Annotated in this window: 15 protein-coding genes; 4 read left to right on the top strand and 11 right to left on the bottom strand. The window is 68.9% G+C overall.

Annotated features, from left to right (window positions below):
- Positions 1 to 86: 86 nt before the first annotated feature.
- Complete coding sequence (rlmKL, locus tag MUU77_RS12305; RefSeq protein WP_245087246.1) at positions 87 to 2,222, top strand: bifunctional 23S rRNA (guanine(2069)-N(7))-methyltransferase RlmK/23S rRNA (guanine(2445)-N(2))-methyltransferase RlmL; 2,136 nt, start codon at positions 87 to 89, stop codon at positions 2,220 to 2,222.
- A 9-nt stretch (positions 2,223 to 2,231) separates the two neighbouring features.
- Here rlmKL and MUU77_RS12300 read toward each other — a convergent pair whose 3' ends face one another.
- The 6 genes from MUU77_RS12300 to MUU77_RS12275 all read right to left on the bottom strand — a co-directional run bounded on the left by MUU77_RS12300 (position 2,232) and on the right by MUU77_RS12275 (position 9,008).
- Entirely contained in the window at positions 2,232 to 3,077 is an 846-nt protein-coding gene (locus MUU77_RS12300) for a chemotaxis protein CheX (RefSeq protein WP_245087244.1), read from the bottom strand.
- A 43-nt stretch (positions 3,078 to 3,120) separates the two neighbouring features.
- Complete coding sequence (locus tag MUU77_RS12295) at positions 3,121 to 3,489, bottom strand: response regulator (RefSeq protein WP_245087241.1); 369 nt, start codon at positions 3,487 to 3,489, stop codon at positions 3,121 to 3,123.
- Between the two features lie 104 nt (positions 3,490 to 3,593).
- Positions 3,594 to 4,811 (bottom strand): serine hydrolase domain-containing protein, encoded by a 1,218-nt coding sequence (locus tag MUU77_RS12290; protein WP_245087238.1) that lies wholly within the window; start codon positions 4,809 to 4,811, stop codon positions 3,594 to 3,596.
- Positions 4,812 to 4,843: 32 nt separating this feature from the next.
- Positions 4,844 to 6,334 carry a CoA-acylating methylmalonate-semialdehyde dehydrogenase gene (locus MUU77_RS12285; RefSeq protein WP_245087235.1) on the bottom strand — a complete coding sequence of 497 codons (1,491 nt, stop codon included), beginning with the start codon at positions 6,332 to 6,334 and terminating at the stop codon, positions 4,844 to 4,846.
- A gap of 119 nt (positions 6,335 to 6,453) precedes the next feature.
- Complete coding sequence (ald, locus tag MUU77_RS12280) at positions 6,454 to 7,569, bottom strand: alanine dehydrogenase (RefSeq protein WP_245087232.1); 1,116 nt, start codon at positions 7,567 to 7,569, stop codon at positions 6,454 to 6,456.
- Positions 7,570 to 7,634: 65 nt separating this feature from the next.
- Positions 7,635 to 9,008: an aspartate aminotransferase family protein gene (locus MUU77_RS12275; RefSeq protein ID WP_245087230.1), complete on the bottom strand. Its 1,374-nt coding sequence runs from the start codon at positions 9,006 to 9,008 to the stop codon at positions 7,635 to 7,637.
- Positions 9,009 to 9,217: 209 nt separating this feature from the next.
- Between MUU77_RS12275 and MUU77_RS12270 the strand changes: the two genes are divergently transcribed.
- From MUU77_RS12270 to MUU77_RS12260, 3 genes are all read left to right on the top strand, one after another.
- Positions 9,218 to 9,766 (top strand): cupin domain-containing protein, encoded by a 549-nt coding sequence (locus MUU77_RS12270; RefSeq protein ID WP_245087227.1) that lies wholly within the window; start codon positions 9,218 to 9,220, stop codon positions 9,764 to 9,766.
- A gap of 73 nt (positions 9,767 to 9,839) precedes the next feature.
- Positions 9,840 to 11,342, top strand: a complete 1,503-nt coding sequence (locus MUU77_RS12265) for an aldehyde dehydrogenase (protein WP_245087224.1) — start codon at positions 9,840 to 9,842, stop codon at positions 11,340 to 11,342.
- 247 nt (positions 11,343 to 11,589) lie between these two features.
- A complete protein-coding gene (locus MUU77_RS12260; RefSeq protein ID WP_245087220.1) occupies positions 11,590 to 12,867 on the top strand; it encodes an MFS transporter in 1,278 nt (425 codons plus the stop codon).
- A gap of 5 nt (positions 12,868 to 12,872) precedes the next feature.
- Here MUU77_RS12260 and MUU77_RS12255 read toward each other — a convergent pair whose 3' ends face one another.
- From MUU77_RS12255 to MUU77_RS12235, 5 genes are all read right to left on the bottom strand, one after another.
- A complete protein-coding gene (locus MUU77_RS12255; protein WP_162110701.1) occupies positions 12,873 to 13,334 on the bottom strand; it encodes a bacteriohemerythrin in 462 nt (153 codons plus the stop codon).
- 135 nt (positions 13,335 to 13,469) lie between these two features.
- Complete coding sequence (locus MUU77_RS12250) at positions 13,470 to 14,393, bottom strand: transposase (RefSeq protein WP_245087217.1); 924 nt, start codon at positions 14,391 to 14,393, stop codon at positions 13,470 to 13,472.
- 356 nt (positions 14,394 to 14,749) lie between these two features.
- A complete protein-coding gene (locus tag MUU77_RS12245; protein ID WP_245087214.1) occupies positions 14,750 to 16,054 on the bottom strand; it encodes a diguanylate cyclase in 1,305 nt (434 codons plus the stop codon).
- A gap of 98 nt (positions 16,055 to 16,152) precedes the next feature.
- On the bottom strand, positions 16,153 to 17,442 hold the full coding sequence (locus tag MUU77_RS12240; protein WP_245087211.1) for an FAD-binding oxidoreductase: 1,290 nt from the start codon (positions 17,440 to 17,442) through the stop codon (positions 16,153 to 16,155).
- 154 nt (positions 17,443 to 17,596) lie between these two features.
- On the bottom strand, positions 17,597 to 18,979 hold the full coding sequence (locus tag MUU77_RS12235; RefSeq protein ID WP_245087208.1) for a glutamine synthetase family protein: 1,383 nt from the start codon (positions 18,977 to 18,979) through the stop codon (positions 17,597 to 17,599).
- Between the last annotated feature and the right edge of the window lie 4 nt (positions 18,980 to 18,983).

Here is an 18,983-nt window from a genome sequence, read left to right as displayed (position 1 = left end):
TCCGGTTCTGCCCCGGAATGTTGGCGCAGGGCAAGCTGGGTCCCAGCATCCGCTGGGACGACGATCCTGTTTATCGAGGTTCCACCGTGAAATTCTTCGTCTCCTGCGCCAAGGGCCTGGAATACCTGCTCGCCGACGAACTGCTCGCCCTCGGCGTGCCCAAGGCCACCGCCACCATCGCCGGCGTGAATGCCGATGGCGAGCGGGTGGACGCACAGCGGGCCGTGCTGTGGTCGCGCCTGGCCAGCCGCGTGCTGTGGCCGATCGCCGAGTTCGAGTGCCCCGACGAACAGGCCCTGTACGACGGCGTGATGGCGATCGCCTGGGAGCAGCACACCCGTCCCGAACTGACGCTGGCGGTGGATGCGCATGTCTCCGGCGAAGCGATCACCCATGCGCGCTTCGCCGCGCAGCGCGTGAAGGACGCCGTGGTCGACCGCCTGCGCCAGCAGGGGCTGGAGCGCCCGTCCGTGGACGTGGATCAGCCGGATGTGCGCATCAACCTGTCGCTGCGCAAGGGACGCGCGACGATCTCCATCGACCTGGGCGGTGGGCCGATGCATCGTCGCGGCTGGCGGCAGGCCCAGAACGAAGCGCCGTTGAAGGAAAACCTGGCAGCGGCCGTGCTGATGCGCGGGGGCTGGCCGGCGCTGTACCACGAGGGCGGTGCGCTGCTCGACCCGATGTGCGGCAGCGGCACGCTGCTGATCGAAGGCGCGCTGATGGCGGCCGACGTGGCGCCCGGCCTGCAGCGGCATGGCAATGCGCTGCCCACGCGCTGGCTCGGCTTCGACGTGGCGGCCTGGCGCACGCTGTTCGCCGATGCCGTGCAGCGCGAAGCGGAAGGGCGCAAGGCGCTGCGTCCGGTGTTCTTCGGCAGCGACGTCGACATCGGCGCGATCCGCGCCGCGCGCGACAACGCGGTGCTGGCGGGTCTGGCCGGCCAGGTGCAGTTCGAGACCCGCGATGTGGCGCAGTTGCCGCTGCGCGAAGAGGCGCGCGGGCTGGTGGTCTGCAATCCGCCCTACGACGAGCGCCTGGCCGCCGACGCCGACCTGTACCGTGCGCTCGGCGATGCGCTGCAACGTGCCGTGCCGCAATGGCGGGCGAGCCTGCTGTGCGGCAATGCCGAGCTCGGCCATGCCACGGGCCTGCGCGCCGCGAAGAAATACCAGCTGTTCAACGGCGCCATCGAGTGCGCGCTGATCGTCTGCGATCCGGTCGCCGTGCCCGCCCGCGAACCGCGCGAGGCCAGGCCGCTGTCCGACGGCGCGCAGATGGTCGCCAACCGCCTGCGCAAGAACCTGAAGAAGTTCAAGAACTGGCGCGCGCGCGAGGGCGTGACCTGCTACCGCGCCTACGATGCCGACCTGCCCGAGTACGCGGCGGCCATCGATGTCTACCAGGAGGAAGACGGGCAGGGCCGCCTCTTCCTCCATGTGCAGGAATACGCCGCCCCGGCGAGCATCCCCGAGCACGATGTGCGTCGCCGCTTCAGCGAACTGCTGGCCGCCACCCGCGAGGTGTTCGGCGTGCCGCAGGAACAGATCGCGGTGAAGGCGCGCGAGCGCGGCAAGGGCGGGTCCAAGTACGGGCGCATGCAGCAGCGGGACGAGTTCATCGTGGTGCGCGAGTCGGGCGCGCGGCTGCGGGTGAATCTGTTCGATTACCTGGACACCGGCCTGTTCCTCGACCACCGCCCGTTGCGCAGGCGCATGGCGCAGGAAGCGCGCGGCAAGCGCTTCCTCAACCTGTTCTGCTACACCGGCGTGGCCAGCGTGCAGGCGGCGGTGGCGGGCGCGGCCAGCACCACCAGCGTGGACCTGTCGGCGACCTACCTGCAGTGGTGCGCGGACAACCTGGCCGAGAACGGCCTGGGCGGCGCGAAGCACCGGCTGGTGCAGGCCGATGCGGTGCGCTGGCTGGAGGCCGAACAGGCCGAGTACGACCTGGTCTTCTGCGACCCGCCCACGTTCTCCAATTCCGCGCGCGCCGACGACTTCGATGTGCAGAAGGAACACGTCCGCCTGCTGCGTGCCGCCGTCGCCCGCCTGGCGCCGGGGGGCGTGCTGTATTTCAGCAACAACTTCCGCCGTTTCAAGCTGGACGAGGACGCCGTGGCCGGATTCGCGCGCTGCGAGGACATCAGCGCGGGCACCATCCCGCCGGATTTCGAACGCAACGCCCGCATCCACCGCGCGTGGCGGCTGATGCGGGCCTGAGTCGATCGATCAGCCCACGATCAGGACGAAGTCGCCGCGCTGGGACGCCATCGCCAGCGCCAGGGTGCGGCCGGTGGCGGCCAGATCGGCTGCGGACAACCGGGTCGAGGGCGGCTGGGCGCGGTACGCCGCGTCGTCGGGCAGGGTGTCGCGCACCACATAGCCCATCAGCACGTTGACCAGCTCGCCGAGGGCGTCCACCGCCAGTTCGTCGTCGCACTGTTCCGGCGGGAGCGAAAGCAGGGCGCAGGCCATGGCGTGCATGGTGGCGCGGCTGCATCCCACGCCGACCAGCAGCGCGTCCGACCCGGACGCGATGCGTACGTGCGCGGTGACTTCGCAGGCTTCGAGCGCGGCATCGTGGGCGATACCGGCGGCCTGGCACTGGCTGCCGACCAGACGCGGGAACAGGCGGTTGCACACGCGGATGGCGCTGGTCGCCACGTCGGCCAGGGGGTGGCCCGCGATGCCCAACGCCAGGGCGTGGTTGGCCTCGTCCAGGTCGCGGCGATGCGCGGCCAGCTCGGTTTCCAGCTGCCCGGCGGTCAGGATGCCCTGTTCGACCAGGATCTGGCCGAACAGCTTGCGGCCCTTCTTCTGCGCCGTGAGCAGCACGTCCAGCTGGCCTTCGCTCAGCCAGCCCATCTCCAGCGCGATGTCGCCGAAGCGCCGGTCTTCGGCGCGCTGGCGTTCGTTGATGCGGCGGGCCTGCGAGGCGTCGAGCATGCCGTGGTGGATGGCCAGCTCGCCGAGCAGGGGATTCGATGCGCGCTGCGCGTCGAGGGCGGCCAGGAGCTGCGCGGGGGTGATGGTGCCGCGTTCCAGCAGGAACTGGCCCAGGAATTTCGCTGCCATGTGGGATCGTCTCGTACGGAAGGTGGAGGGACGTGCGCGCCGGTCAGGCGACCGCTTCGTGCAGCACGCGGTCCATCACCTCAGGATCGATGGGCTTCTGCAGGTACGACCTGGCGCCCAGCTTCAGGCACTCCTCGATGTCGCTCTGGGCCCCCAGCGAGCTGAGGATCACCACGCGCGCACCGGGGTCCTGCGCCAGGATCCGGCCCAGCGCCTGCTTGCCGTCGCATTCGGGCATCACCAGGTCCATCAGCACCACGTCGGGCTTCAGCGCCTGGTACTGGCTGACGGCCTCGTGGCCGTTGCCGGCCTCGCCCACCACGTGGAAGCCGCAATCGTCGAGCTGGCGGGCCGCCAGCATGCGCAGGGCGCGCGAGTCATCGCAAAGCAGAACCGTCGGACGTGACGTCATTTCAAGGATCCCCCTGTGGATCATGTTGGCCGCGCGGCGGATGCGGCGCGGGGCGACATGTAGGCCGTATCGGCCGATCCGGGGAGTTCTTGAGCGGGCGGGCCTCAGTGCGCCGTGCCGGCCGCCAGCGCTTCCTCGACACGACTGAATGCCGAATGCGCACCGCCGCGCGAACCGCCCACGTCGGTGGCGAAGTAGACCACGCCCGTGCCCGCCTCGCGGTCGATCCACAGGCCAGAGCGCAGGCCGTAGGCATCGCCGGAATGACCGACGCGCGCGATGCGGTCGCCGAACGGGTCGTCGCCGCAGCCCGCCACAGGCGTGGCCAGGGTCTGCACGGCCAGGCCGTAACGGCAGAAGAAGGCCTGGTTCCTCCCGTCCCCGCTGTCTTCTTCATGCGTCACGCCGTTGCCGCCGTCGAAGGTCCACTGCGGCACCACCATGGCATCGACGCTGGCGGGCTGGAGCAGGCGCACACCGTCGACCTCGCCGTGGTTCAGCAGCAGGCGGCCGATCTTCGCCAGTCCGTTCGCGGAGATGCGCAGGCCACCCTGCGGCGAGAACAGCGCGCCGTTCTCCCCGGCCTTCCAGCGGGCGAGGTCGCAGTCGGCGCCCTCCTCGACGACCACGGCGCAGGCCGGCTTGCCGGCCCGGTTGTCGTCGCGCACCGGTGCGCGGTCGCGGTACAGCACCACGGCACGCGCCGCCGTGGCGGCATCGCAGCTCGCCCAGTTGTAGCAGGCATCCAGCTTCAGCGGTTCCAGCACCAGCCTGCGCATCAGCAGGTCGAAGCGTTCGCCGGTGGCGTTCTCCATCGCCATCGCCACCAGCGGGAAGTTGAGGTTGGTGTAGCGGAAGTGCGTGCCGGGTGCGTGCGCGTCGTCCCAGGCCTTGGGGTCGTCGAGTATCGTCTTCAGCGGCTCGCCCAACGGCGTGGCGTAGTAGCCGGCGGCATCGGTCAGGCTGGAGCGGTGCGACAGCAGCAGGCGCAGCGTGATCGGCGTGTCGGGGTGCCGGGGATGTCGCAAGGTCCAGCCCAGGTACGTGGAGACGTCGGCATCCAGGTCCAGCTGGCCGGCTTCGACCAGCCGCATCACGCCGATCGTGGTGACCAGCTTGGAGATGGAGGCGACCCGCACGGGATCGTCCGGGGTGACCTCGCGGCCGGTGGCGAGGTCCGCCATGCCTTCGGCACGGGTACTGACCACGCCGTTGCGGTCGAAGGCCACGCGCACCTGCGCGACGGGCCCGGCGGCGGGCGCCGTCGTGGACGCGATCAGGCAGGCGAGGAAAACCAGGATGCGGATGGAGCGCAGGGACATCGGCCACCACCTCGAGGGAACCGGCCCCGACTTTACTTCATCGTCGGCATCACGAACTCGGCGGCGTGCGTGTCCGGCCAGCGGGCGGTGACGGTCTTCAGACGCGTATAGAAGCGCACGCCGTCCGGGCCATGCACGTGCAGGGGGCCGAAGATCGAGCGCTTCCAGCCGCCGAAGCTGTGGAAGGCCATCGGCACCGGGATGGGCACGTTGATGCCCACCATGCCGGCCTGCACCCGATGCGCGAACTCGCGCGCCGCGCCGCCGTCGCGGGTGAACACGGCGGTGCCGTTGCCGTATTCGTGTTCGTTGACCAGGCGCAGCGCGCTGTCCAGGTCCGGCACGCGGACCACGCAGAGCACCGGGCCGAAGATCTCCTCGCGGTAGATCGTCATGTCGGGCGTTACCCGGTCGAACAGGCAACCGCCCAGGAAGAAGCCGTCGGGGTGACCCTCGACCACGTGGCCGCGGCCATCGACGACCAGGGCCGCGCCCTCGGCCACGCCGGCGTCGACGTAGCCGCGTACCTTGTCGCGGTGGGCGCCGGTGACCAGCGGGCCCATCTCCGGATCCTGGCAGCCGGGCCCGATCTTCAGCGCGGCGACTTTCGGCGCCAGCTTCGCCACCAGCGCATCGGCGGTGGCATCGCCCACGCAGACCGCCACGGAAATGGCCATGCACCGTTCGCCGGCCGACCCATAGCCGGCGCCCAGCAGCGCCGAGACCGCGCCGTCCAGATCGGCATCGGGCAGCACCACCATGTGGTTCTTCGCCCCGCCCAGCGCCTGCACGCGCTTGCCGTTGGCGCTGCCGCGCGCATAGATGTACTCGGCGATCGGGGTGGAGCCGACGAAGCTCAGCGCCTGCACGCGTGGCTCATCGAGCAAGGCGTCCACCGCCACCTTGTCGCCGTGGACGACGTTGAACACGCCATCCGGCAACCCGGCCTTTTTCAGCAGGCCGGCCATGAACAACGATGCGGACGGGTCGCGCTCGGACGGCTTCAATACGAAGGTGTTGCCGCAGGCCAGGGCCACCGGGAACATCCACAGCGGCACCATGGCGGGGAAGTTGAACGGGGTGATGCCGGCCACCACGCCCAGTGGCGCGTATTCGCTCCACGAATCGACATCGCGGCCGACGTTCATCGAATGCTCGCCCTTGAGCAGGTGCGGGATGCCGCAGGCGAACTCCACCACTTCCAGCCCGCGCGTGACTTCGCCGCGCGCGTCGGACAGCACCTTGCCGTGTTCGGCCGTGATGATCTTCGCCAGGTCGCCGGCGTGGGCCTCCAGCAGTTCCTTGAAGCGGAACATCACCCGTGCGCGATTCAGCGGCGTGGTCGCCGCCCACGCGGGAAAGGCGGCGGACGCGGCGTCCACCGCCTGCTTCACGTCATCGACCGAGGCCAACGGCACGCGGGTGGTGACGCGGCCGGTGGCGGGGTCGTAGACATCGCCGAAGCGGCCGCTGCCGCCTTCCACCCACTGTCCGTCGAAGAAATGGTGCAGCGGCTGGCTCATGCGATGTCTCCGATAGGGGCGTCCTGTAGGAGCGGGCCATGCCCGCGATGCTGTTGCTCGTGCCTCGAGACCCGAAGCATCGCGCCCATGGGGCGCTCCTACAGGGATTCTGGGGCGGCTTACGCCAGCGCTTCGCGCGCAGGCACGTAGGCGTAGCCCAGGTCGTCGGCGACGGCCTTGTAGGTCACCTTGCCGGCGTGCACGTTCAGGCCATTGAGCAGGTGTTCGTCGTCCAGCAGCGCCTGTTTCGCGCCCTTGTTCGCCAGTTGCACCGCGAAGGGCAGGGTGGCGTTGGTCAGGGCGAAGGTGGACGTGCGGGCGACGCCGCCGGGCATGTTCGCCACGCAGTAGTGGATGATGCCGTCGACTTCGTAGGTGGGGTTCTGGTGGGTGGTGGCCTTGGAGGTCTCGAAGCAGCCGCCCTGGTCGATCGCCACGTCCACCAGCACCGAGCCCGGGCGCATCAGCTTCAGCTGCTCGCGGGACACCAGCTTGGGAGCGGCCGCGCCCGGGATCAGCACCGCGCCGATCACCAGGTCGGTGTCGGGCAGGCGTTCCTCGATGGCGTCGCGCGTGGAGTAGATGGTGGTCAGCTGGTGGCCGTACAGCTCGTCCAGGTACTTCAGGCGGTCGAGCGAACGGTCCAGGATGGTGACGTGCGCGTTCATGCCCATGGCCATGCGCGCGGCGTTGATGCCCACCACGCCGCCGCCGATCACCAGCACTTCGGCCGGCTTCACGCCCGGCACGCCGCCCAGCAGCACGCCGGAACCGCCCTGCGCCTTCTCCAGCGCGTGCGCGCCGGCCTGGATCGACATGCGGCCGGCCACTTCCGACATCGGCGCGAGCAGCGGCAGGCCGCCCTTGCGGTCGGTGACGGTTTCGTAGGCGATGCAGGTGGCGCCGGAGGCGACCAGCGCCTTGGTCTGTTCCGGATCGGGCGCCAGGTGCAGGTAGGTGTAGAGCACCTGGCCGGGGCGCAGCATGGCGCACTCGTTCGGCTGCGGCTCCTTGACCTTGATGATCATGTCGGCGCGGGCAAAGATCTCCTCGGCCGTCTCGACGATCTGCGCGCCGGCCTTGATGTACTGCTCGTCGGTCAGGCCGATGGCCTTGCCGCCGTCGCGCTGGACGATGACCTGGTGGCCGTTCGAGACCAGCTCGCGCGCACCGGACGGCGTTAGGCCGATGCGGTATTCGTGGTTCTTTATTTCCTTGGGGACGCCAATCAGCATGTTGCTCTCCAGTAGCGGGAAGTGGCTTCGCGCGTGGGGAGCGCTGGGGCCGTTGGTCCGTAATTTTACGCGGTTGCCCGTATGGTGTCCGCCAGGACATCCACGATCCGGTCGATGTGGCCCTTTTCCACGATCAGCGGGGGCGACAGGGCGATGACGTCGCCGGTCACCCGGGTCAGCAGGTGGCCCTCGTGGAAGGCACGGGCGAACACGTCGTAGCCCCGGGTGCCGGGCGCGCCCGCGCGCGGCGCCATTTCGATGGCGCCGACCAGGCCGAAGTTGCGGATGTCGATCACGTTCGGCAGGCCCTTCAGCGCGTGCAGCGCCTCCTGCCAGTAGTCGCCCAGGCTGAGCGCCTTGTCGAAGAGGTTCTCCTCCTCGTAGGTATCCAGCGTGGCGAGCGCCGCGGCGCAGGCCAGCGGATGGCCGGAGTAGGTGTAGCCATGGAACATGTCGATGGCATTGTCCGGTCCGCCCATGAAGGCGTCGAACAGGCGGTCCGACACGAAGGTGGCCCCCATCGGCACGCAGCCGTTGGTGATGCCCTTGGCGGCGGTGATCATGTCGGGGGTGACGCCGAAGCGCTGCGCGCCGAAGGCGTGGCCGATGCGGCCGAAGCCGGTGATCACTTCGTCGAAGATCAGCAGGATGCCATGCCTGTCGCAGATCTCGCGCAGCCGCTGCAGGTAGCCCTGCGGCGGGATGACCACGCCGGCCGAACCGGAAATCGGCTCGACGATGACCGCGGCGATGGTGGAAGCGTCGTACAGCGCGATCTGCCGTTCCAGGTCCTCGGCCAGCTCGATGCCGTGCGCCGGCAGGCCCTTGGAGAACGCATTGCGCGCCACGTCCAGCGTGTGGCGGATGTGCGACACCGCCGGCAGGCCCGGGCCGAACCACTTGCGGTTGTTCGGCAGGCCGCCCACCGACATGCCGCCGAAGCCGACCCCGTGGTAGCCCTTCTCACGGCCGATGAAGCGCGTGCGCTGGCCTTCGCCGCGCACGCGGTGGTAGGCCAGCGCGATCTTCAGGGCGCTGTCCACCGCTTCCGAGCCGGAGTTGCTGAAGAACACCTTGTTGAGGTCGCCCGGCGCCAGCGCGGCCAGGCGCTCGGCCAGCTTGAACGGCAGCGGCGAGCTCATCGAGAAATTGGGGGCGAAATCCAGCGTGCCGACCTGCTGCCTCACCGCCTCGACGATGCGCGGCCGGGCGTGGCCGGCGTTGCAGCACCAGAGCCCGGCGGTGGCATCCAGCACCTGGTTGCCATCGACGTCGCGGTAGTACATGCCGGACGCGCTGGCCAGCAGGCGGGGCTTGGCCTTGAATTGCCTGTTGGCGGTGAACGGCATCCAGAAGTGGTCGAGCGAGGCCGGCGCCTCGAGGTTCTGGCGAGCGTAGTGGTCGGCCAGGGCGCGGGAAGAGGTGTCGTCGGCGCTCATCGCGGTTCCGGGGCAGGGGCGGATGGCCGCAGCTTAGCGCGTTGAAAAAACTTTACAACCGTGCCGAAGGTCGGATCTGCTGGCCTGCCCCCGCCTTCGCCCGTCTTCGTTCATCGGGTCGCTGGATTGTCGCGGAACGCCGGATTGACCGGCCGGTCCCGGGGTGTAAAGTATCCCGCAACACTTTCCGCTTTCCTGTCAGGGTGGTGATGGACATCGGCGCACGCCTGCAACTGGTCCGCAAATCCAAAGGCCTCAGCCAGCGCGAGCTGGCCAAGCGCGTGGGCGTCACCAACAGCACCATCTCGCTGATCGAGCAGAACAAGGTCAGCCCTTCGGTCAGTTCGCTGAAGAAGGTGCTGGACGGCATTCCCATCTCGCTGGCCGACTTCTTCACCCTGGACCTGGAAAAGGGCCTGCCCGACAGTCCCTTCTATGTCGCCGACGAGTTGCCGGACGTGGGCAGCAATGGCATCCACTATTTCCTGGTCGGCCAGCATCGTCCGCAGCGCCAGATGTGCATCCTGCGCGAGGTGATGCCGCCGGGCAGCGATACCGGCGACAGCATGCTGGCGCACGACGGCGAGGAGGGGGGCGTGGTGATCGCCGGCGAAGTGGAGGTCACGGTCGGCGAACAGGTGCGCGTGCTGAAGGCCGGCGAGGGCTACTACTTCGAAAGCCGCACGCCGCACCGCTTCCGCAACATGGGCGATGTGGACGCGGTGATCGTCAGCGCCAATACGCCGGCGACGTTCTGATCGTTTCGGCGCCTCTCCCGCAGGCAGGCGCCACCTTCTCCCGAGGGGGAAGGGAACACAACCTGGAGTTTCCATGAGCAATACCCGCACACAACAGGACTGGCAGGCGATGGCCGCCACGCTGTCGATCCGCACCCAGGCCTTCATCGACGGCAGGTACGTCGATGCCGCCTCGGGCAAGACCTTCGACTGTGTCAGCCCGATCGACGGCCGCGTGCTCGGGCGGGTGGCCGATGGGCAGGAAGAGGACATCAACCGCGCCGTGGCCGCGGCGCGCCGCAGTTTCGACGCCGGCGCCTGGTCCAACGCGCGGCCGACCCACCGCAAGAAAGTGATGCTGAAGCTCACCCAATTGATCGAGCAGCATGCAGACGAACTGGCGCTGCTGGAGTCGCTGGACATGGGCAAACCGGTCGGCGATGCGCGCAGCGTCGATCTGGCCGCGACCATCCGCTGCATGGGCTGGACCGCCGAGGCGCTGGACAAGGTCTACGGCGAGGTCGCCGCCACCGGGCAGGACGAACTGGGCCTGGTGACGCGCGAACCGCTGGGTGTCATCGGCGCCATCGTGCCGTGGAACTTCCCGCTGCTGATGGCCACGTGGAAGCTGGCCCCGGCGCTGGCGATGGGCAATTCCATCGTGCTGAAGCCGTCGGAAAAGTCGCCGCTGACCGCGATCCGCCTGGCCGAACTGGCGATCGAGGCCGGCATCCCGGCCGGCGTGCTGAACGTGGTGCCCGGCTTCGGCAAGACCGCGGGCGAGCCGCTGGCGCTGCACATGGACGTGGACGGCCTGGTGTTCACCGGTTCCACCGCGGTCGGCAAGCGCCTGCTGCAGTGCGCGGGCCTGTCGAACATGAAGCGCGCGTACATGGAATGCGGCGGCAAGAGTCCGAACATCGTGTTCGCCGATGCGCACGACCTGGAGGTGGCGGCGAAGGCCGCGGCCGGCGGCATCTTCTACAACCAGGGCGAAGTCTGCACCGCGGCTTCCCGCCTGCTGGTGGAGCGCTCGATCAAGGAGGAATTCGTCGCCCGCGTGGTCCAGGCCGGCAAGGCCATGCGCCCGCGCCACCCGCTGGACCCCGGCGCGCCGATGGGCGCGATGGTGGACGAAGGGCAGACGCGGCGGGTGCTGGACTACATCGAGAAGGGCAAGGCCGAGGGCGCGCGGCTGGCGCTGGGCGGGCAGCGCGCCGAGGTGGTCAGCGGCGGGTGCTACCTCGAGCCGACCGTGTTCGACGACGTCGCGCACGAACACACGATCAGCCGCGAGGAGATCTTCGGCCCGGTGCTGTCGGTGATCGCCTTCGACAGTGAAGAAGAAGCGCTGCGGATGGCCAACGACAGCGAGTACGGGCTGGCCGCTGGCGTGTGGACGCGCGACATCAGCCGCGCCCATCGCGTGGCGCGCAGGCTGCGTGCGGGCAGCGTGTGGGTGAACTACTGGGACGGCGGCGACATGACCGCGCCGTTCGGAGGCTACAAGCAGTCCGGCAACGGCCGGGACAAGTCGCTGCATGCCTTCGACAAGTACACCGAGATCAAGGCGACCTGGATCAACCTGGGGAGCTGATCGCCGTCTCTCCCTCCTGTCGCAGGTCCGCGCTGTTCCTTCTCCCCGCGAGGCGGGGAGAAGGTGCCCAACGGGCGGATGAGGGGCAGGCGCGGCAACGGGCCGGGCGCGCAGCGCTCGCATCTCCGTTCGCCCCTCACCCGCCCTCCGGCCCCCTCTCCCCGCAGGCGGGGAGAGGGAAGACCCACTGAGCACCGCCGCTTGTGGTTCTGCCAGAATCGCCCACGTCCCACCGACCGGCCCGTCCATGACCGCCACCGCCGTTGCCTCTTCGCCCGCCAATTCCCCCGGCCGCGTGCTGTTCGCCAGCCTGATCGGCACCACCATCGAGTTCTTCGATTTCTACATCTACGCCACGGCGGCGGTGATCGTCTTCCCCAAGCTGTTCTTCCCGCAGAGCGATCCCGCCACGGCCACGCTGCAGTCCTTCGCCACCTTCGCGCTGGCGTTCATCGCGCGGCCGGTCGGCTCGGCGCTGTTCGGCCATTTCGGCGACCGCATCGGCCGCAAGGCGACGCTGGTGGCGGCCCTGCTGACGATGGGCATTTCGACGGTCGTCATCGGCCTGCTGCCCACCTATGCGCAGGTCGGCGTGGCGGCGCCGGCGCTGCTGGCCCTGTGCCGCCTGGGGCAGGGCATCGGCCTGGGCGGGGAATGGGGCGGGGCCGTGCTGCTGGCCACCGAGAACGCACCGCCCGGCAGGCGCGCGTGGTACGGCATGTTCCCGCAACTGGGCGCGCCCCTGGGGTTCCTGTGCTCGACCGGCATCTTCCTGCTGCTGACCGGAATGATGACGGATGCGCAGTTCCTCGCGTGGGGCTGGCGCATCCCGTTCCTCGCCAGCGCGGCGCTGGTATTCGTCGGCCTGTGGGTGCGCCTGCGGATCACCGAGACACCGGACTTCCAGAAGGCGCTGGACCGGGACGAACGGGTCAGGCTGCCGATGCTGACCGCGGTGCGCGAGCACCCGTTCGCCCTGGTCACCGGCACCTTCGCCCTGGTGGCGACCTTCGTGCTGTTCTACCTGATGACGGTATTCGCGCTGAGCTGGGGCACCTCCAAGCTCGGCTACCCGCGCGAACACTTCCTGATGCTGCAGATGGTGGGCGTGCTGTTCTTCGCGCTGACCATCCCGCTGTCGGCGCTGTATGCCGACCGTTTCGGCCGTCGCAACGCGATGATCGTGGCGACGGTGCTGATCATCGGCTTCGGCTTCGTGTTCGCGCCGTTGCTGGAATCGGGCAGCGACCTGGGCGTGCTCGCCTTCCTGGCGCTGGGGCTGGGCGCGATGGGGCTGACCTACGGGCCGTGCGGCACGATCCTGGCGGAGATGTTCCCCACGGCGGTGCGCTACACCGGCGCGTCGCTGGCGTTCAACCTGGCGGGCATCCTGGGGGCGTCGCCGGCTCCTTACATCGCCACGCGCCTGGGAGAGCGTTACGGGCTGGCGTCGGTGGGCGGGTACCTGGCCGGTATGGCCACGCTCACCCTGCTCGCGCTGCTGGCGATGCCGCGCCGCAGGTAGCGGCGCTATCCGAACAGGCGCTTCACGGTACGGCTCAGCCAGCCGCCCTGCTGGTGTTCCCTGACGAAGTGGTTGAGGTGCCGCTTCACCGAATCGGCGTAGGCCTTGTCGTCGTTGCGGATGTGATTGAACAGCCAGCGCGACAGCATGCTGCGCAGGTCGTCCACGATATCCTCGCCCGCTTCGAAACGCAGCCGGTACTCCGATACGCGCTTGGTGAAGACCTCGTGCACGCGCTTGTGGGCGGCACTGAACGGGTAGCCCGCCTCCTCCATCAGTTCTTCCTCGAAGGCGAAGTGCGAGAGGGTGTAGTCGACCAGCTCGTCGATCACTTCGCCCACGGCGAAGCGTTCCATCGATTTCTGGGTGATGTGCAGATGGTTGATCATCTCCACGATGCGGCGGTGTTGGCCGTCGATGATGTCGATGCCCGTGTCCATGTCGTCCTGCCAGATCAGCAGTGTCATGTGCGTATCCCCTGCCGGCGGATGCCGGTATGCAGCGGGAATCTAGGTGCGCGCGGGCGTCGCGGCATTGATCGGAATCAATGCTGCGACATCCGGTCGCAGGGAGCGATGGGCCCTTGTAGGAGTCAACTGTGTCTAGGCCGTCGACGTAGCAGGCGCCCATGGCGCTTGATCGCGCGCCATGGCGTTGAGCATGGTCAGGTACTTGCGCATGCAGGCGGTCACTGCGAGCTTCTTGGGTTTACCTGCGGCTACCAGCCGCTGGTAGGTCTGCGCCAGGGGTGAGCGTGCCCGGATGGCGGCCCAGGTCGCCATGTAGAGCACGCGTCGCACATCGGCCCTTCCGCCTCCGATGCAGCGCTGACCACGCCAGCGTCCACTGTCGCGGTTGTAGGGCGCCAGACCGACCAGGGAGGCGATCTGCCGCCGGTCCAGCTGGCCCAGTTCCGGCAGGCGGGCGGCCAGGGTGGCACGCAGGATCGGGCCCAGTCCCGGCGCGGCGCCGATCTGGACGGGACAGCGTTCAAGGGCGCAGCGTAGTTGCTGCTCGACCTGGGCAATTCGCTGTTGCAGGCTGTCGATGACCGAGCGCAGGAAGGTCTGCACAGAGGCTTGGCGCACCTGCTGGATCCGTCGGCGATGATTGTCGCGCTCCTGCACCAGGGCCGTGCGCAGTTGCAACCACTCGCGCAGGTTCTGCATCGGAGCGGTCGCAGGGGGCGTGGTAGTGGCCGGCAGCATCTGCGCGGCCAGGGCCAGCACGCGGGCATCCAGGGCATCGGTCTTGGCCTTCAAGCCCAACGCTCTGGCCAGATCGCGTGGACGCCGGGCCGGCAAACGCACGGCCGCCACACCGGCCTGGTGCAGTCCATCCAACAGATCGCGTTCATAGCCGCCGCTGGCCTCGAAGGCAACCCGGCAGCCTTCCAGTTCCAGCAGCCAGCCGACCAGTCCGACTAGACCCTGAGCGGTGTTGGGAAACACGCGGTCCTGCTGGGCGGGCAGGACATGGACGACCAGTTCGTCCTTGGAGACATCGATGCCGACGTACGAATTCATGCGCACTCCGTAGTAGCCTAGGGGCGAGAGCACTCCCATCGATCCCTGGCTTGTACTGCGGACTGCCATCCGTGCAACTGTTCGGGCTTGAGATGGGAGTACGGAGTGCGGCGCCCCGGACTCCTACACGTGCTAACGCACAGCGACATATCGGGCTGCCGCACTCCGCTCTCACAACGCAATCTACCCAATCGATAGACACAAGCGACGTAAGTCGCGACCGGAGGCCTAGCGCGATCAGTACCCTTGGGGCGAGAGGGCCCCTGCCAGTGCCGGGTCGATGCTCGCCAGCATCGCGCTTCTCCCGGGCGCTTCATTTTTCCGGTCGCGACTCACGTCGCTCCTACGCAGAGCGGTTAGCCGCCCGACACCACCCGGTTCCGCCCACCGGCCTTGGCCAGATACAGGCGCCGGTCGGCTTCGCTCAACAGGTGGTTGAGCGTCTGTCCCGGGAAGCGCGTGCGGAACACGCCGATGCTGACGGTCATCCGCAGCTTCGGTCCGCCGACGTCGACCTCCAGCGCTTCGATCTGCGCGCGCAGCGATTCGAAGTAGTCCACCGACTCGCTTTCGCCCAGGTAGGGCACCAGCGCGCAGAACTCCTCGCCGCCGAAGCGCGCCACCAGGTCCTGCGTGCCCGCATGGCGGGCGATGGCCTGGGCGACGGCCTTCAGCGCCACGTCGCCGGCTTCGTGGCCGTAGGTGTCGTTGATGTGCTTGAAGTGGTCGATGTCGATGATGGCCGCCGTCACCGACTGCTGGCGTCCCAGGGTGTTGGGCAGCAGCGCGTGGCATTCGGCCAGGAAGTGCCGGCGGTTGGGCAGGCCGGTCAGGAAGTCGCGCGTGGCCAGGTCCTGCAGCGTGCCGATCAGTTCCAGCTGGTCGATGTTCTGCGAGACGCGGCAGAAGAATTCTTCGCGCGAGAACGGCTTGTGCAGGAAATCGTTGGCGCCGCTCTTCAGGAAGCGCGGCACCAGGCTGCCGTCGCTGGTGCCCGAGATGCCGATGATGGCCAGGTGGTCGCGGGCGTGGCGCGCGCGCAGGCGGCGGGTGAACTCGTGCCCCTTCATGCCGGGCATCTCCTGGTCGACGATGGCCAGGCGGATGTCGGGGTTGGCGTCCAGCATCGCCAGGCCCGCCTCGCCATCGGCCGCCTCGATCACCCGGAAGCCGTACATCGCCAGCAGCGCCGCCGCGTGCTGGCGGGCCGAGCGCGAATCGTCGACCACCAGCGCCGCGATGCGCCGGTTGCGCTCCAGCCGCTGCACCAGCCACACCAGGTAATCGATGCTGCCGGGCGTGTTCTTCAGCACATAGTCCACCACCTGCCGGCGCAGCACCTGTTCGCGCAGGCCGTCGTCGTAGACCCCGCTGACCACCACCGTCGGCAACTGGCGCGACAGGAAGAACTCCACCACCTCGTCGTGGCTGCCATCGGCCAGCACCAGGCTGGTGACCACCATGAACCAGTCCGGATGCCGTTCCAGCGCCGCGCGGGCCTCCGCCAGCGTCGCCGCGTAGACGACGGGCAGATTGAGCTTCTGCTCGATCGCCTCGCCGATCAGGCGTGCATGCGTGCGCGAGTTCTCCACCACCAGGATGCGCTGGGGCAGCGGGGATGGAGCGGCGGAAGCGGGCGAGGCGCGCAGGGGTGTCGGCATCGTCGTCGGTGTTACGGAGGTTCCATACGCCTCCTATCGGCCGGCCCGGGACGGACTTGAGAGCGCCGTCACGAAAACGACGGGTGCGGCCCCGGCGCCTACCAGAGCGCGTCGCGCAGCTTGTACCAGGCCATCGCGGCCACCAGCAGCGGCGTGCGCAGGGCGCGTCCACCGGGGAACGGGCGGTGGTCGATCCTGGCGAACAGGTCCAGCCGCTCGGACTGGCCGCGGATGGCCTGGGCCAGCGTGGTGCCCGCCAGGCCCGCGGCGATCAGGCCGTGGCCGGAGAAGCCCTGGGCGAAGTACAGGTTGGGCGCCAGCCGGCCCCAGTGGGGCGCCCGGTTGAGCGAGATGTCGATCATCCCGCCCCACAGGTATTCGATGCCGACATCGCGCAGCTGCGGGAACACGCGGTGCATACGCCGGGTCATCACCCCGCGCAGGTTGGGTGGGGGCAGGGTGGAATAGCTGGCACGGCCGCCGAACAGCAGGCGGTGGTCGCGGCCCAGGCGGAAGTAGTCCAGCGCCCAGTTGGTGTCGGCCACCGCCATGTCGTTGCGGATCAGGGCGCGTGCGCGTTCCCGGCCCAGCGGCGACGTGGCGGCGATGTAGGTGCCCACCGGCATCATCCGCGATTCCAGTTCCGGCGCGATGCCGCGCAACAGCGCGTTGCCGGCGAGGACGACGCTGTCGCAGACCACCTCGCCGCACGCGGTTTTCAGCACGGGGCGCGCGCCGCGCACCAGCCGGGTGACGCGCGAGCCCTCGAAGATGCGCGCGCCGGCCTCCAGCGCCGCGCGCCCCAGGCCCAGCGCGTAGGCCAGCGGATGCAGGTGGCCGCTGACCGGGTCGTACATCGCGCCGAGGTAGCGGTCGCTGGTCAGCTCGCCGCGCAGGCGGTCGCGGTCCCACCACTGCACGGGGTGGCCGTAACGGGTGTTGAACGCCTCGACCGCCTGTTCCACCTCGCGTTGCTGGCGCGGCTTGATCGGTACCGTGGCATGCCCGTCGCGCCAGTCGCAGTCGATCCCGTGCCGCCGGATGCGGCCGCGCATCCAGCGCAGGCCCTCCAGCGACAGGTCGAACATCTTCTTCGCGTCGTCGAAGCCGACCAGCGCCTCCAGCGTGGCCTCGCCGCAGCTGAAGCCCGCGATGGCCTGGCCCCCGTTGCGGCCCGACGCGCCCCAGCCGATGCGCTCGGCCTCCAGCACGACCACCCTGTAGCCGGCTTCGGCCAGTTCCAGCGCCGCCGACAGGCCGGTGTAGCCGGCGCCCAGGATGCACACGTCGGCCTCGATGCGGCCTTCCAGCACCGGCTGCGCCGGCAGCGGCGCGGTGCTGGCGGCGTACCAGCTGTCGGGGTAAACAGCGCCGGAAGACGAGGTCATGGGATTTTCCGACCGTCATTCCGGCGCACGCCGGAATCCATCGTGCTCTCGCCCTTGCGAGCATGCGGCAAATCAACATGGATGACCCGCCGTTCGGCGGTTGAAAGCGCGGCTTGCGCCGGAATGACGATGGAAGATGCGCGCGTCATCCCCATCACACCGACCGCAGGTACCACGCGTACTCCAGGTCGGTCACTTCGGTGTAGAAGCTGTGCATCTCCTTGAGCTTCTGCTGGCCGTAGATATGCTGGAACGGGGTGCCGAACTGCTCGCGGATGAACTCGCTGCCCATGAAGGCGGCGATGGCTTCGCGCCAGAACGGGGTACGGATCTCGGTCTGGTCGTAGGCGTTGCCGGTGATCGGCGGGCCGGGGTCGAAGCCCTGCTCGATGCCATGCAGCATGCCGGCCAGTACCGCCGCGGTGACCAGGTAGATGTTGGCGTCGGCACCGGCGATGCGGTGCTCGATGCGCGTATTGGCCTGGTCGCTGTGCGGAATGCGCATGGCGACGGTGCGGTTGTTGTAGCCCCACACGTCGTTGAGCGGCACGAAGGCGTTGAGCACGAAGCGCCGGTAACTGTTGGCATGCGGCGCGAACAGCAGCAGGCAGTCCTGGTCGCTGCGCTGCAGGCCGCCGATGGCGTGCTTCAGGGCATCGGCGGGTGCCGAGGGCGGCGAGGCGAAGATGTTGCGGCCATGGGCATCCAGCACGCTGGCATGGATGTGCATGCCGCTGCCGGCCTGCTGTGCGAACGGCTTGGCCATGAAGCTGGCCATCAGGCCCTGCTGTTGCGCCGCGGCCTTGATCGCGCGCTTCAGGTAGATGGCGTCGTCGCAGGCGAGCAGGGCGTCGTCGCGGTGCTTGAGGTTGATCTCGAACTGGCCCGGCGCGTACTCGGCCACCGCGGTATCGGCCGGGATGCGCTGGGCGCGGCATGCGGCGGCCACGGCGTCGGTGAAGCCGCGATAGTCGTTCAGGTCTTCCATGTAATAGACCTGCGTGCTGGTGTTGCGCTGCCCGGTCGCCGGATTGATCGACGTGCGCGGGCGGCCGGCATCGTCCATGCGCTGGTCGAACAGGTAGAACTCCAGTTCCACCGCCACCACCGGCTTCAGGCCGCGGGCGGCGTAGCGCCCCAGCACCCGCTTGAGCACTTCGCGCGGGTTGGCTTCGAACATGCCGCCCTGCGCGTCTTCCATGCTCAACAGCAGTTGCGCGGCGGGGCGCGGCGACCACGGCACCGGCCGCAGCGAGCCCGGCACGGGCCGGCAGATCCGGTCCTCGTCGCCGATGTCGTAGCCCAGTCCGGTTTCCTCCACGGTGTTGCCGGTGATGTCGGTGGCGATCAGCGACATCGGCAGGCACACGCCGTCGCGGTATACCTTGTCCAGCGCGTCGCGGGTGACGCGCTTGCCGCGCAGCAGCCCGTTCATGTCGGGCAGCAGCAGGTCGATCTGCTCGCAGTCGGGGAGCGACGCCAGCGTGGCGGCATCATCGGCGGGCAGGTGCGGGGCGGCGTCGTGATCGGGGCGCATGAGG

The sequence above is a fragment of the Pseudoxanthomonas sp. F37 genome, assembly GCF_022965755.1.
Taxonomy (GTDB): domain Bacteria; phylum Pseudomonadota; class Gammaproteobacteria; order Xanthomonadales; family Xanthomonadaceae; genus Pseudoxanthomonas_A.
The sequence above is the reverse complement of the archived record's forward strand: the minus strand, read 5'-3'. Positions and strand labels throughout refer to the sequence as shown.

Coding starts and splice junctions, on each gene's coding strand:
- MUU77_RS12295 (WP_245087241.1), bottom strand. CDS start 3,489: ATGACGTCACGTCCGACGGTTCTGCTTTGCGATGACTCGCGCGCCCTG.
- MUU77_RS12290 (WP_245087238.1), bottom strand. CDS start 4,811: ATGTCCCTGCGCTCCATCCGCATCCTGGTTTTCCTCGCCTGCCTGATC.
- MUU77_RS12275 (WP_245087230.1), bottom strand. CDS start 9,008: ATGAGCGCCGACGACACCTCTTCCCGCGCCCTGGCCGACCACTACGCT.
- MUU77_RS12240 (WP_245087211.1), bottom strand. CDS start 17,442: ATGACCTCGTCTTCCGGCGCTGTTTACCCCGACAGCTGGTACGCCGCC.
- MUU77_RS12300 (WP_245087244.1), bottom strand. CDS start 3,077: ATGGCAGCGAAATTCCTGGGCCAGTTCCTGCTGGAACGCGGCACCATC.
- MUU77_RS12270 (WP_245087227.1), top strand. CDS start 9,218: ATGGACATCGGCGCACGCCTGCAACTGGTCCGCAAATCCAAAGGCCTC.
- MUU77_RS12255 (WP_162110701.1), bottom strand. CDS start 13,334: ATGACACTGCTGATCTGGCAGGACGACATGGACACGGGCATCGACATC.
- MUU77_RS12265 (WP_245087224.1), top strand. CDS start 9,840: ATGAGCAATACCCGCACACAACAGGACTGGCAGGCGATGGCCGCCACG.
- MUU77_RS12245 (WP_245087214.1), bottom strand. CDS start 16,054: ATGCCGACACCCCTGCGCGCCTCGCCCGCTTCCGCCGCTCCATCCCCG.
- MUU77_RS12235 (WP_245087208.1), bottom strand. CDS start 18,979: ATGCGCCCCGATCACGACGCCGCCCCGCACCTGCCCGCCGATGATGCC.
- MUU77_RS12285 (WP_245087235.1), bottom strand. CDS start 6,334: ATGAGCCAGCCGCTGCACCATTTCTTCGACGGACAGTGGGTGGAAGGC.
- ald (WP_245087232.1), bottom strand. CDS start 7,569: ATGCTGATTGGCGTCCCCAAGGAAATAAAGAACCACGAATACCGCATC.
- MUU77_RS12260 (WP_245087220.1), top strand. CDS start 11,590: ATGACCGCCACCGCCGTTGCCTCTTCGCCCGCCAATTCCCCCGGCCGC.
- MUU77_RS12250 (WP_245087217.1), bottom strand. CDS start 14,393: ATGAATTCGTACGTCGGCATCGATGTCTCCAAGGACGAACTGGTCGTC.